Origin of the sequence: Ketobacter sp. MCCC 1A13808 (assembly GCF_009746715.1) — a bacterium.
Taxonomy (GTDB): domain Bacteria; phylum Pseudomonadota; class Gammaproteobacteria; order Pseudomonadales; family Ketobacteraceae; genus Ketobacter.
Window position 1 is genome coordinate 378,025 of sequence record NZ_VRKW01000004.1, and the last position, 13,954, is coordinate 391,978.

The 13,954-nt window shown below is 50.6% G+C and carries 14 protein-coding genes; 12 read left to right on the forward strand and 2 right to left on the reverse strand.

Annotation, left to right across the window (positions count from 1 at the left end; all coding sequences use genetic code 11):
• Window positions 1-64 precede the first annotated feature (64 nt).
• A complete protein-coding gene (locus tag FT643_RS11005; RefSeq protein ID WP_156871432.1) occupies window positions 65-457 on the reverse strand; it encodes an SCP2 sterol-binding domain-containing protein in 393 nt (130 codons plus the stop codon).
• 273 nt (window positions 458-730) lie between these two features.
• Window positions 731-1,069, reverse strand: coding sequence for a P-II family nitrogen regulator (locus FT643_RS11010; protein ID WP_156871433.1), 339 nt, complete (start codon window positions 1,067-1,069; stop codon window positions 731-733).
• A gap of 403 nt (window positions 1,070-1,472) precedes the next feature.
• Between FT643_RS11010 and ccoN the strand changes: the two genes are divergently transcribed.
• From ccoN to FT643_RS11070, 12 genes are all read left to right on the forward strand, one after another.
• Entirely contained in the window at window positions 1,473-2,903 is a 1,431-nt protein-coding gene (gene ccoN / locus FT643_RS11015) for a cytochrome-c oxidase, cbb3-type subunit I (protein ID WP_156871434.1), read from the forward strand.
• An 11-nt stretch (window positions 2,904-2,914) separates the two neighbouring features.
• On the forward strand, window positions 2,915-3,529 hold the full coding sequence (gene ccoO / locus FT643_RS11020) for a cytochrome-c oxidase, cbb3-type subunit II (protein WP_156871435.1): 615 nt from the start codon (window positions 2,915-2,917) through the stop codon (window positions 3,527-3,529).
• A gap of 5 nt (window positions 3,530-3,534) precedes the next feature.
• Window positions 3,535-3,717 carry a cbb3-type cytochrome oxidase subunit 3 gene (locus FT643_RS11025; RefSeq protein ID WP_156871436.1) on the forward strand — a complete coding sequence of 61 codons (183 nt, stop codon included), beginning with the start codon at window positions 3,535-3,537 and terminating at the stop codon, window positions 3,715-3,717.
• Between the two features lie 3 nt (window positions 3,718-3,720).
• Window positions 3,721-4,620: a cytochrome-c oxidase, cbb3-type subunit III gene (ccoP, locus tag FT643_RS11030; RefSeq protein ID WP_156871437.1), complete on the forward strand. Its 900-nt coding sequence runs from the start codon at window positions 3,721-3,723 to the stop codon at window positions 4,618-4,620.
• Window positions 4,621-4,708: 88 nt separating this feature from the next.
• Entirely contained in the window at window positions 4,709-6,115 is a 1,407-nt protein-coding gene (ccoG, locus tag FT643_RS11035) for a cytochrome c oxidase accessory protein CcoG (protein WP_156871438.1), read from the forward strand.
• 51 nt (window positions 6,116-6,166) lie between these two features.
• The gene (locus FT643_RS11040) at window positions 6,167-6,670 is read left to right on the forward strand and encodes a FixH family protein (RefSeq protein ID WP_156871439.1); all 504 of its coding nucleotides are present in this window, start codon (window positions 6,167-6,169) and stop codon (window positions 6,668-6,670) included.
• On the forward strand, window positions 6,670-9,090 hold the full coding sequence (locus tag FT643_RS11045; RefSeq protein WP_156871440.1) for a heavy metal translocating P-type ATPase: 2,421 nt from the start codon (window positions 6,670-6,672) through the stop codon (window positions 9,088-9,090). Before FT643_RS11040 ends, FT643_RS11045 begins: the two co-directional genes overlap by 1 nt.
• Before the next feature lie 9 nt (window positions 9,091-9,099).
• Window positions 9,100-9,288, forward strand: coding sequence for a cbb3-type cytochrome oxidase assembly protein CcoS (gene ccoS / locus FT643_RS11050; RefSeq protein ID WP_156871441.1), 189 nt, complete (start codon window positions 9,100-9,102; stop codon window positions 9,286-9,288).
• A 2-nt stretch (window positions 9,289-9,290) separates the two neighbouring features.
• Window positions 9,291-9,998, forward strand: a complete 708-nt coding sequence (locus FT643_RS11055; protein ID WP_156871442.1) for a sulfite exporter TauE/SafE family protein — start codon at window positions 9,291-9,293, stop codon at window positions 9,996-9,998.
• A gap of 35 nt (window positions 9,999-10,033) precedes the next feature.
• The gene (locus FT643_RS11060) at window positions 10,034-11,218 is read left to right on the forward strand and encodes a phospholipase D-like domain-containing protein (RefSeq protein WP_156871443.1); all 1,185 of its coding nucleotides are present in this window, start codon (window positions 10,034-10,036) and stop codon (window positions 11,216-11,218) included.
• Between the two features lie 17 nt (window positions 11,219-11,235).
• On the forward strand, window positions 11,236-13,248 hold the full coding sequence (locus FT643_RS11065) for a cation:proton antiporter domain-containing protein (RefSeq protein ID WP_156871444.1): 2,013 nt from the start codon (window positions 11,236-11,238) through the stop codon (window positions 13,246-13,248).
• Window positions 13,249-13,434: 186 nt separating this feature from the next.
• On the forward strand, window positions 13,435-13,929 hold the full coding sequence (locus tag FT643_RS11070; RefSeq protein ID WP_156871445.1) for a hypothetical protein: 495 nt from the start codon (window positions 13,435-13,437) through the stop codon (window positions 13,927-13,929).
• Window positions 13,930-13,954: the final 25 nt, after the last annotated feature.

Sequence of the window (13,954 nt, forward strand, 5' to 3'; positions counted from 1 at the left end):
TCAACAGCACAAAAAAACCCGTCATGTTCAACACGACGGGTTTTTGATTCGGAGTTCGACTTCCTTAAGAAGCGGTCACTGCCAGAATTTCTTTCTGCAATGCTTTCTGATCTGCAGAAGGCTGAACCGTCTGCATCGCCATCAATTTGCTCATGTCGCCTTCAATTTTGATCTGACCTGACATGAAGCCCTGCATACCGGCTGATTGATCGTTATCGATAAACAGGCGTTGTGCCAAGTCAACCGGCAGGATCATTTTCGTCGGTGCGCCGTCTTTATGGCCTTTCTCAATCATACCAGCGTTCAGAGCGATATCGACATCACCGGAATCGGTTCCGGTCACTGTCAGGTTAATCACCAAATCGGCCATGGATGCGGGTACTTCGATATCACCGGCTGCCGCTTTTAACTCGTCTACTTTAGCAAACCACTCATCGGACAGAAATTTGAGACTCATTACATCTTCTCCAAAAGAATTTTTATTGTTGCTTACCGGAGGAGTCCGGGGCACTTTATACGCTGATCAATCAAACGACTGTTCGAGACGTTGAGGTTAACTTATAAAATCCCCACTATAAAGACAATAGCCTTTTTCACCAGGGCTCCGTGTTTTTTAGTCAATACAAGGGGAAATACGAGAATTGAGTGCTGGTTCATCACGATGAGGGGGCAGCCCTTACCAGATCAGCAATCTGCTTGACGAGCGTGCGTGCGTTTTTGCTGCAGGGACTCACAAAGCGTCTTCGCCCACTTCACCGGTGCGGATTCTCACTGCTTGCTCCAAGGTCTCCACAAAGATTTTTCCATCGCCGATTTTATTGGTATTGGCTGCTTTTTCTATCGCGTCAACGGCCACTGCCGTGTTTTCATCGGATACGGCGAGCTGAATTTTTATCTTCGGAACGAAGTCGATTACGTATTCAGAGCCCCGGTATAATTCTGTGTGCCCCTTTTGCCGACCGAACCCTTTTACGTCTTCGATGGTCATTCCGGTAATTCCGACTTCCGTTAACAATTCTCGCACATCATCTAACCTAAAAGGCTTGATGATTGCAGTAATCATTTTCATAATTGCCGCCCCCAAATTTTGGTTGTGTGGGTCTCAGTTTTACTCCATATTGGCGCCACCGCACCAATATGGAGCATGCGGTATTCGGGCCAGGCGACCGGCTTTTCTTCTGATTTGGTTTTCGAGACTAAATCAGAAGAAAAACAGGCCGTTAGGAATATACCCACGAATGTTGCACCGACGCAATGCTTTTAACGCCACAAGCGCACTAACCTAATGCATTGCAATATTTCTCACCCCCTCTGCCCCTGAGTTGACCTGTATCAACACGGCGGCAGATTTGGGTCTTATAATGCATGCTGCCGTTTCCTTTATATTGGTATAAGAGCGGCTCATTCTGTATTCGTGGGAATATCAGTAGTAACCATGTGTGTTCAATCACCCAACACAGGAATGACACTCAATGAGCAATAGTCTAGCTGCAACGCCGCATTACGAGTATGCCGTGGTGAAGCAATTTACGGTAATGACCGTTTTCTGGGGCATCGTGGGTATGGCTGTCGGCGTATTCATTGCCGCCCAGCTTGCGTTCCCCGCGCTTAATTTTGATACACCCTGGCTCACTTACAGCCGGCTTCGGCCGCTGCACACCAACGCGGTTATCTTTGCGTTTGGCGGTTGCGCCTTGATGGGGACGTCTTTTTACGTGGTCCAGCGCACCTGCCAGACCGTGCTGTTTGCACCCGGGCTGGCGAAATTCGTCTTCTGGGGTTGGCAACTGGTAATCGTGTCCGCAGTGATCACATTGCCGCTCGGGATTACGTCGTCAAAAGAATACGCTGAACTGGAATGGCCTATTGATATTTTCCTGGCGATTGTCTGGATTGCCTATGCGGTGGTCTTTTTCGGTACCATCGTAAAGCGCACCACATCCCACATCTATGTCGCGAACTGGTTCTATGGCGGATTTATACTAACGGTAGCGCTTCTGCATATTGTAAACAGCTTGGCAATTCCCGTATCGCTCACCAAATCCTATTCGGTCTACTCCGGGGCTACCGACGCCATGGTGCAGTGGTGGTACGGGCATAATGCGGTGGGCTTTTTCCTTACCGCCGGTTTTCTAGGCATGATGTATTATTTTGTGCCGAAACAAGCTGATCGTCCGGTTTATTCCTATCGGCTTTCCATCGTCCATTTCTGGGCATTGATATCGGTATATATGTGGGCAGGCCCCCATCACTTGCATTACACCGCACTGCCGGATTGGGCGCAGTCAGTCGGCATGGTGTTCTCCCTGGTGTTACTGGCTCCGTCCTGGGGCGGTATGATCAACGGCATCATGACGTTATCGGGCGCCTGGGAAAAGTTACGGGATGACCCGGTCATCCGCTTCCTGATCGTGGCGTTGTCGTTCTATGGCATGTCCACCTTCGAAGGTCCGATGATGGCAATCAAAACCGTTAACGCACTTTCCCATTATACGGACTGGACTATCGGCCACGTGCATTCCGGCGCTTTGGGCTGGGTTGCCATGATCACTATCGGGTCAACCTATGCCCTGGTCCCCTGGCTCTATGGCAAAAAGGAAATGCACAGCGTCGGCCTGGTCAATACACATTTCTGGTTAGCGACATTGGGTGTGGTTCTCTACATCACAGCGATGTGGGTTGCCGGTATATCTCAAGGTTTGATGTGGCGTGCGATTAATGATGACGGCACGCTCACCTACTCCTTCGTTGAGGCCCTTAAAGCCACTCATCCGTACTACATTGTGCGTCTGATCGGCGGCATGGTCTTCTTATCCGGTATGTTCCTGATGGCGTACAACATGTATAAAACCATGAGCACCCCGAAAGCCGCTTCCACCAACACCGCTGCCCAACCGGCTTAAGGAGTAACATCATGGCAAAGACACATGAAGTCGTCGAAAAGAACGTTGGCCTGATGATTCTGCTGACGTTAATCGCGGTGAGTTTCGGTGGCCTGGTTGAAATCGTGCCTCTGTTTTTTCAGAAACAAACCACCCAGCCCATTGAAGGTCTACAACCCTGGACGGCCCTCCAATTGGAAGGGCGGGATATCTATATTCGTGAAGGATGCACTGTTTGTCACTCACAGATGATCCGGCCGTTCCGCGCTGAAACCGAGCGTTACGGTCATTACAGCCTGGCCGGTGAACAGGTCTATGAACACCCGCATTTGTGGGGTTCAAAACGCACCGGTCCGGATCTGGCCCGGGTAGGCGGACGCTACAGTGATCAGTGGCACCACGACCACCTTATGAATCCACGAGATGTAGTACCGGAATCCAATATGCCCGGCTTCCCCTGGCTGGATGAAAACACGCTCTCGGGTGAACTCACCGGCAAGAAAATGGGAGCACTTCGCTCGCTAGGTGTGCCTTATACCGATGCCGATATCAGCGGCGCTAAAGAGGCAGTGGAAGGTAAGAAAGAAATGGAAGCGCTTATTGCGTACTTGCAGGGATTGGGAACCTTTCTTCAAATCAAGAGGTAAACCCGATGGATATTAATACCTGGCGCGGAATCGCAACGGTTGTGGCAATGGTGGCCTTTTTAGGTGTTTGTTTCTGGACCTTCAGCAGCAAGCGTAAAAAGCACTTCGATGATGCCGCAAACCTGCCGTTTGCAGATGACGCCAACCACCAAAATACCCTCAAGAATAAGCAAGGGCATGGAGATTAAAGAATGACTGGTACTGATTTTACTCAAGGCTGGGTAAATGGTTGGATTATTACCATTATCCTGATCAATCTGTTGGGTTGCCTATGGTTACTGTGGTGGACCCGTAAACGTCCGGACGATCCGATCAAAGACGGTGAATCCCTGGGGCATTCATTCGATGGCATCGAAGAACTGAATAACCCGCTACCCCATTGGTGGCTGAATTTATTTTATTTTACCATCGCGTTCGCGTTTATTTATCTGACACTGTATCCCGGCTGGGGAGACGCTAAAGGTATTTTCGGTTGGACGTCAGCAGGTCAATGGGAAACCGAAGTAAAACGAGCCGAAAATAAATACGATGTTTATTTCCAGGAATACGCAGCAATTCCGGTAGACGAGTTGGCGAAAAGCACTGAAGCGATCAAAACAGGTCAGCGTCTGTTCGCAAACAATTGTGCGATTTGCCACGGTTCCGATGCCCGCGGCAATCTGGGCTACCCCAATCTCACAGACGCGGATTGGTTATATGGTGGTTCCCCTGACAAGATTGTAGAAACCATCACCAACGGCCGCGGTGGCATGATGCCGCCCATGGGTACTGCGCTGGGTGAGGATGGTGTCAGGGATGTGGCTACGTACATTCTCAGTTTTACTGACCGCAAAGGCAGCGGTAATGCTGCGGCCGGTAAAGCCAAGTTCGACACCCTGTGTGTTGCCTGTCACGGTGTGGACGCGAAAGGCAATCAGATGCTGGGAGCGCCAAACCTGACCGACGCTGTCTGGCTATACGGTGGATCTGAGAAAATCATAACGGACACCATCAACGGAGGCCGCCACGGCAAAATGCCGGCGTTTAAAGACACCCTGAGCCCGGAGAAAATTCACGTCCTATCCAGCTACATTTTCAGCTTGAGCAATTAACGCCATCTAAAATTAAGGCCCCCCGGAGACACGCGGGGTGCCTTCTTTCAGATAGAATTCCTGTTCCGATGCTATAGGCAGGTGGTATATGACTGATGCCAACAAAATCGCGATTAAAGATGCTGGCAGCAACGAGCAGATTGACCTCTATCAAAAACGCGAGAAGATCTATCAACGGCACCTGTCCGGCTTTTTTCAGAATATCCGTGTAATTACCATCTGGATCACCCTGGGAGTCTATTTTCTCGGGCCCTGGCTCACCTGGGATGGCAGACAAGGGGTTTTATTCGACCTTCCTGAACGCAAATTTTATATTTTCTGGTTCACTTTCTGGCCCCAGGATTTCCTCTATCTGGCGTGGCTGTTAATTATCGCTGCCTTCGCTTTGTTTTTTGTCACCGCCGTGGCTGGTCGCATCTGGTGCGGATACACCTGCCCGCAAACCGTATGGACCACGTTTTTTATGTGGATCGAATACATAACCGAAGGGGATCGACACCAACGAATTCGATTGGATGCCCAACCATGGTCGGTCAGTAAAGCGATCAAAAAGCTCTCTAAGCACAGCTTGTGGCTGATATTGGCGTTCTTCACCGCTTTTACTTTTGTCGGCTATTTTGCACCGGTTCGGGAGCTGTGGTCCGACCTTTACCATTTCAATGTTTCGGGTTGGGTCTGGTTTTGGTTGGCCTTTTTTACAGTATGCACCTATTCCAATGCAGGCTGGCTGCGAGAGCAGGTCTGTATTTATATGTGCCCCTATGCCCGCTTCCAAACAGTCATGTTTGATCGCGACACACTGATTGTGACCTATGATGAAAAGCGCGGCGAACCCAGAGGAGCCCGGAAAAAGACAGCCGAACCGGAGCAGCTGGAGTTGGGTTCTTGTATTAACTGCAAAATGTGTGTTCAGGTCTGCCCTACCGGTATCGATATCCGCAACGGGTTGCAGATCGAGTGCATCGGATGCGCCGCCTGCATTGACGCCTGCGATAGTATAATGGATCAAATGGAGTATCCACGCGGTCTTATACGCTATTCCACCGAGAATGCGATTGTGGGTGATAAGACGCGCATCGTGCGTCCGAGAATCGTTGCCTACGCGTTATTGCTGGTCATCCTTTGCGGGTCATTCGTGTACATGGTCTTTTCTCGGGTGCCTTTAGAGCTGGATATTATCCGCGACCGCAATGCCCTTTTCCGCGAAAACTGGGAGGGACATATTGAAAACGTGTACACGCTGAAAATCATGAATAAAACCCAGCTGGCTCAGAATTATGATGTAATAGTTTCCGGTCTCAATAATATGGTTCCCCATATTCCCGGAAACATTCACGCCCGGCCCGGTGAGTTGCTGACCGTAACCGTGACCCTGGAAGTGGCGCTGGAAGAGCTGGAGAAAAGAAATACGACCATTTACTTTACCGTGAAATCGAATACCCAACCATCACAGGAAGTGACCGAAGAGAGCCGGTTTCTCGGCCCGTTTGAATGAAATGAGACGCTCTGAAGTGAAGCAATCGATAGACCAACGTTGAGCAAGACAATGAGAACAGATACAAAACCCTGGTATAAACAATTCTGGCCCTGGTTCCTGATCGCCATTCCCATGAGTTCGGTTGTTATGGGGGTCATCATGATCACACTGGCATTGGACGGTGAAGACAGCCTGGTACGCGAAGACTGGTATAAAGACGGCATGGCCATTAACAAACGCCTGGACAAGCAACAACTGGCCCTTGGTCGGGGTATCAAAGCATTTCTGACACTGGATAAAGACAGTGGAGCCCTGTTTATCCGTACCCGCAACCTGGGCGAAAACCTGGACACCGAATTGGTTTTACGGCTGATCCACCCCACCATCAAAGACCAGGATAAAACCCTGCAATTATTTCTAACACCGGACAAGCGTTTCTATACCAAGTTAAATCGGATTCCACAAGGCCGTTACTACGTTCAGCTCACCACCCCGGATGAAACCTGGGAGATCGACAGCAGCCTCAATTTCGCTAATCCCGTTAAAAACGTGGAACTGGTGCCCAACGGTTAATGTCCCAGTCAAGCTGTTTCCATTGCGGGTTACCCGCCAAAGACGATCAATACCAGGTTGTCATTTTCGGTGAAAGCCGTCCCATGTGTTGCCCCGGTTGCCAATCGGTTGCCCGTGCCATTATCGGCATCGGGATGGAAAATTATTATCAACGCCGCACTGCATCAACTCCGGGTGAACTGCCCGCAGCCGATATCGTACCGGAGTTTTTACAAGGCCTGGAGAGTTGGGACGACCCGCAGCTACAACAAGCCTTTGTGCATGAGTTACCGGACCATCAGAATGAAATCACCCTGCTCATCACCGGCATCACCTGTGCGGCTTGCGTCTGGCTAATCGAAAAACATTTGGACAAACAACCCGGAGTGGTTCAAATACGCGTCAATATGAGCAGTCATTTGGCGCAGATGGTCTGGGACCCACAACTGGCCTCATTGAGTGGATTAATCAAAGCCATTGCCAACATCGGCTACAAGGCTGAGCCCTACACGCCACTTCAACAAGAACAAAAAATCAAACAGGAAAACCAGCAATCATTGATCCGGACTGGAATTGCCGGGCTGGGTGCAATGCAGGTTATGACTTATGCCGTTAGCCTGTATTTGGGCGCTTTCGAAGGCATCGATCCGGCTCACCAACAGTTCTTACGCTGGGTAAGCGCCCTGGTAGCCACGCCGGTATTTTTCTATTCCGGGTGGCCCTTTCTGTCCGGAGCGTGGCGCAGTTTGCGCGCTTTGCATCTGTCCATGGAGGTACCGGTTGCCATCGCTCTGTGCTTTGCCTATTTCGCAAGTCTATGGGCTACGCTCGTACAAGGCCCGGAGGTGTATTTCGATTCTGTCTGCATGTTTGTGTTCTTTCTATCGGTGGGTCGTCACCTGGAAATGCGCGCAAGGCATCGCTCACAAAGCACCAGTATTCGCCTGAATCATTCGCAAATGCTGACCGCACGGATACTGGATGAGCAGAACCAACAATCCCGAGTGCCAGCGGACAGCTTAGTACCGGGTGACCGCGTTCTGGTGCGGGCCGGTGAGACTATTCCCGGCGACGGCACAATCCTGAATGGTTCCAGCGCGGTGAACGAAGCAATGTTGACTGGCGAGCCTATCCCGGTGAGCAAAAACACTGGCGATAACGTCGTCGGAGGGACACTCAATGTCGAACATCCGCTTACGTTACGGATCGATAAAAACCCGAAAGATAGCACCCTGTCTGTGTTAAAACGTTTGCTTCAACGGGCACAAAGCGAGAAACCCGTAACCGCCCTTCTCGCCAATCGAATTGCCTCCTGGTTTGTTTTCGGGGTGCTTTTAATATCAGCGGCTGTATTCACTTTCTGGTGGTTTCGCTCACCGCAGGACGCGTTCTGGATCATGCTTTCGGTGCTGGTTGTCACTTGCCCCTGTGCCCTCTCCCTATCCACACCAACCGCCATTACCGCTGCCACGTCGAAGTTGATGAATAATGGGTTCCTGGCAACCCGCTCCCACACCATTGAAGCATTGCGTCATGTCACCGATGTCGTTTTTGATAAAACCGGTACCCTGACCCGGGGCAGTTTCAAACTAACCCGGATAGTTGCACTGAATGGCGATGAGCCTGAAACGCTGACCAGGCTGGCAGCGGCTTTGGAATCCGCCTCTGAACACCCCATTGCCAAAGCATTTCATGGCCTGGGAGAGCAAACCGCAGAAGATGTTACCATTACACCGAATCAGGGCGTGCAAGGCAGCGTAGCGTCACCGGATCGCGGGGTCACTGTTTATAAAATAGGTAAACCGGGTTTCGTGCTGGGCCCTGGTCAACCCCTGCCGATAGTGCCGGAAAACCAGGGTCAATGGATCCTGTTGGCGCGGGAGCAAATACCACTGGCCTGGTTTCGGGTTGATGACGTTTTGCGTAACGACGCAGACACCGTGGTGGCCAACCTTATGGCAAGTGGAAAGCAATGCCACATCCTGAGTGGCGACGCCAGTGGCCATGCCGAGGCAATTGCACAGCAACTGGGAATCACGCAGCTCTGCAGCAACGCAACACCCGAAGATAAATTGCGTTATATACAACGCTTACAAAAGCAAAACAAAACCGTATTAATGGTAGGGGATGGGCTCAACGATGCGCCGGTTCTGGCCGCCGCTGATATTTCCATAGCGATGGCTGAATCAAGCGATCTGGCAAAGGTAGCCGCAGACGGCTTGATGCTGGGACACAGTCTGGGCCCGATCCAGTCCGTATTCGAATTGGTCCAAAAAACCTATCGCATAATTGCGCAAAACTTAAGTTGGGCGATCCTGTATAATCTGATCGCGCTGCCGTTGGCAGCCGCCGGGTACATTCCGCCCTGGGCATCCGCACTGGGCATGTCCGCAAGCTCGTTACTGGTGGTCGCCAATGCATTGCGAATCAACCGAGGCTAGCTACAACTAATGGACATAATTTACCTGCTCATCCCCCTTGCTCTCGTGCTTATCGCCGTTGCCGCTGCCGCTTTTATCTGGGCGGTACGTAATGAGCAGTTTGACGATCTTGACCGGGAATCCCAGCGCATTCTATTCGAAGAAGACGAACTGGTTTCGCCCCCGGAAAAATCCAACACCCCAACGAAAAAAAATTAACCATGCAATTTTCTTATGACCTTGTTGCCGCTTTTGCCATTGGGTTCATGGGCAGCCTGCATTGCGTTGGCATGTGTGGCGGTATCAGCGGCGCACTCACCTCCGCCATCGCCCCCGGACAAGCCCGACGCACACGACGCTTACTGGGCTATCAATTGCTGTATAGCCTGGGCCGGATTTCCAGCTATGCCTGCGCCGGCTTTCTGGTGGGCTTCGCTGGCTCGTCGATATATGCCACTTTTGAACCTTCCGGCCCGTCCTATCTGCGTATCTTCGCCGGTTTGATGATGATCCTGCTGGGCTGCTACTTGAGTGGTTGGTGGAAGATACTCAACCAACTGGAACGATTGGGAGCGCAAGGCTGGAAACACATCGCGCCCTATACCAAAAACCTGCTTCCGGTCGACCGGCCAATCAAAGCCGTGGCACTGGGATTCCTTTGGGGCTGGCTTCCCTGCGGTTTGGTTTACAGTGCGTTAGCCTGGTCGCTGGGATCCGGAGACGCTATATCCGGCGCTCTGCTTATGGTGTATTTTGGCTTAGGCACTCTACCCGCCCTGATCGGTATCGGAACATTCAGCCACCTGCTACAAGATATTTCCCAATCCCGCGGTGTACGCATCATCGCGGCTTTATCACTGATCGGTTTCGGAATATGGACGATCGCCAGTCAATTTATGGGCCATGCGGGGCACACAGGACATCACTAATTGAATTGCAACCTAAATCAGGCTAGTTTCTAGCCATGAATCTACCACACTTTGACAGCTTCAGCTGCACACTTCCCTGGCAAACCGATTGCCACTTTTCATTATTGATCGACGGTGACGAGTTCTACCCTCGCATGCTTGACGCTCTGAATCAGGCCCACCAAAGTATCGAACTGGAGATGTACCTATTTGAATCCGGCATCATTGCCACCCGCTATATTTCAGCTCTGGTTGATGCAACCAAGCGTGGCGTTCAGGTGCGCGTGCTAGTGGATCACGTGGGATCTTTCAAATTACAACCTTCGGATCAGTCCAGACTCAGGCAAGCCGGGGTGGAGTTAAGGATCTTTAATCGCCTCCAGCACCGACACTGGCTCAGAAATTTATTCCGCGATCACCGAAAGATTATTGTCATTGACAGACAACTTGCTTTCGTCGGTGGTGCTGGAATTAGCGATAGCTTTTCAGCTGAAGTCAGACCTGACTCTGCCTGGCGGGAAACCATGATCAGTATCGAAGGCCCGGCAGTTCAGGACTGGTTAACATTGTTTGAGCGATCCTGGTATTTCTATAACTTACGCCAGGATGAGGCACAACGTAAAATACTGCTCGGAGCCCTTAGTGATGCTCCGGATAAGCCACTGCAAAACGGCACCATCAGTCAAGCCCGGGTCGTAGCCAGCCGCGGTCCAGGCAACAAACCCATTATTGCAACCCTATTGAATAAACTGACCAAGTCCAAACAGAGGGCGTGGCTGGTGACCGCGTATTTCTATCCTTCGCGCAAATTAGTAAAAGCGCTGTGTAAAGCCGCTCGTCACGGCGTGGATGTTCGCATCCTGCTACCGGGGCCCAATACCGATCATCCATCCATTCGCTATGCGGGGCGCTCCTGGTATCGCAAACTGCTGGACTCAGGCGTTAAAATTTACGAATATCAGCCCCGCTTTCTGCATATGAAAGTCGCTTTAGTGGATAACTGGGTTAGCATTGGTTCCTGTAATTTTGATCGCTGGAATTTACGTTGGAATCTGGAAGCGAACCAGGAAATCATTGATGACTCTTTTTCCTTGAGTACTGTAGCCATGCTGGAAAACGACATCGAGCAGGCTTTGCAAATCCGCCTGGATAGCTGGAAAAAGCGCGGATGGTATCAAAAAGTAATGGAGCGATTCTGGAAATGGATGGGCAGGTTTCTGGCACGCATTCCCAACGACTAATCAAGGAAACCCAATAATTGGAACATGCGAACATCGTTAATGAGCTAATCATTATCCTGGGAGCGTCAGTAGCGGCTGCAGCAGTATTCACCCGACTTCAAGTACCGACCATTATCTGTTATTTGTTTGTAGGCTTGATACTCGGTCCCAATGGGTTGGGACTGGTAAAGGGTGTGGCCGAATTTCAGATTATTGCAGAATTCGGTGTCGCATTTTTATTGTTCACCTTGGGTCTGGAGTTTTCCTTACCCCATCTGATTGCCTTGCGCAAAGTGGTTTTTGGGTTAGGTTCGCTGCAGGTCGCCATCTGTATCGCTGTTTTTGGCGGTTTGATATACCTTGCCAGATCAGTTTACGCGATTTCCATGACCGGAACGCTCATTGCAGCGTCGGCCGTGGCGCTTTCCTCCACAGCCATCGTCAGCAAGGAACTCAGTCAAAGAAACGAAATTGCTACTGCGCACGGGCACACTGCAATCGGTATATTATTGTTTCAGGACATCGCCGCCATCGTCATTCTGGTGCTGATATCCGTCGGCAGCGATGCCAGCGGTGAAGAATTGATACTATCACTGGCCTTTGCGGGTGCCAATGCCATCGGCTTTTTTGTTTGCATGGTGGCTATCGGCAAATGGATTATGCCTCCGCTTTTCACTGAGATCAGTAAAACCAAATCAGAAGAACTGTTTGTGCTCACCGTTCTGGTGGTTGCGCTTTTATCTGCCGCCACTGCACACTCGTTGGGATTAGCCATGGCACTGGGCGCATTTATGGCAGGTATGATGCTGGGGGAAAGTCACTTCCGACATCAGATCGAAGCCGAAATTCGCCCCTTCAGAGATGTGCTTCTGGGCATATTTTTTGTCAGTATCGGGTTGATGATCGATTTCGATCTGATCCAAACCTTCTGGCCACGAATTCTCTTTTTCAGCGCCTGCCTGATTGTATTCAAAACTATTCTGATCGGCCTTCTGTGCAAAACATTCGGTAACAGCCCGATCGTTTCGTTCCGCACCGGATTAATACTGTGTCAGGGTGGCGAATTCGGGTTTGCCTTACTTGCACTCGCGGTCAAAGGCGATTTGGTGCCTACCGATGTTGCATCGTTTTTCCTATCTATTATCGTAATCAGTATGGGTGTGACGCCGCTGCTGGTCTCAAACAGTGAAAAAATCGCCAATTACTTCCTGGCACGCCAGCGACAAAACCCGGCGGATACCCTGCTTCCGGATACGACTTCTCACACTGCGTCCGAAATGGAGGGCCACGTTATTCTGTGTGGTTATGGCCGGGTGGGCCAGACCATTGCCCGCTTTTTACAACAGGAACAAATCCCCTATATCGCTATTGACGATGACCCGGTGCGTGTCCAGCGCGCCAGATTAGCAGGCGAAAATGTGGAGTACGGCAGCGCTAGGAAACTAAAGGTGTTAATGCACCTGGGCTTGATGAAAGCCAATCTGATGGTGATCAGCTTTGACGATCACATAGCAGCGAAAAAAATGCTGTTAGAAGTCAGGCAGCAACGAGCCAAACTGCCAATCCTGGTGCGCACACGAGATGATGCACACCTGCTTGAATTACAGGAGGCAGGCGCGACCGCCGTCATACCGGAAACGCTGGAAGCCAGCCTGATGTTGGTCGGGCATGTTATGGTGGCACTGGGTCAGCCCGGTGAGAAAGTTTTTGAATCCATCGATAACGTACGCAACGAACGTTATAAAATGCTGCACGGATTTATCGTCGGCCAACACGGTCCTTACGGGATGTCACGCTACAAACGCCGGCTCCATCCAGTTTTTCTGCCCGCGTCGGCCTTCGCCGTAAACAAGGCGGTTGGAAATCTGGAACTGGAGCCCCTCAACGTAAAGCTGCACACCATTCGCCGCGGCAACGACATCGTACTGGATGCAAACGAAAACACGCTTTTGCTGGAGTCGGATATTGTCGTATTAAGTGGAGAACAAACGGACATCGAAGCAGCAGAAGCTTATCTGCTTAGTGGCAAATCCTTACTCACCAGCAACTGAAGAGGTTGTATTAAAACGATCATCGCTAAGCGGAGGCCGGGTTAGATCAAAATGTTTTTTCCTTTAACCCTCGCAAGTTAGCATAATGAGCTAATCTGTTGGGTAGGAAGCTTAGTTAAACGTGTGATAAGCAAGCCTAAACCATTTTCCAATCATGCAGTAGTCGATCGATATCAGGTAGTGTGAATGGGCATAAATCCACTGGATTTCAGAAAACTCATTATTCGTCCCACCCTTCAAAAGTTGGGTAAATGGACTCTCTCTCTCGAAAATCTGTTACTCGGTTCAGCAGCACAAGCCAGTCAATTGGGAATTCAGCTCCAGTTTGAATTCGGTATTGGTGTGTACAGAATCAACCGTGAACTGCACCAGAAAGTATGGGATGAATACTTTGCTTTTGACCCCGATCTGGCCAGTATGGTTCGAGGCTTTGCATCGCAGCGGGAATTTCTCTCGGATCCTGACATGGAACTGACGATGAACCTGGCTTATGCCACTGCCATTGCCTGGGGAGTTTACGCTCGCAGTCGGGCACAAATTCCAGAAGATGCCGATAATATAGAGGCTTTGGCGAACTGCTGGTTTCAGCATTTTTGTTGCGATTCGCGCCTGAGCCCTCAACATTTTATTGATAGCTACCGTCAACTCCAGCTTACGGATGAAAAGCCAATCGCTGCTTAGACCTGCTCCAACCAAACCAAAACGG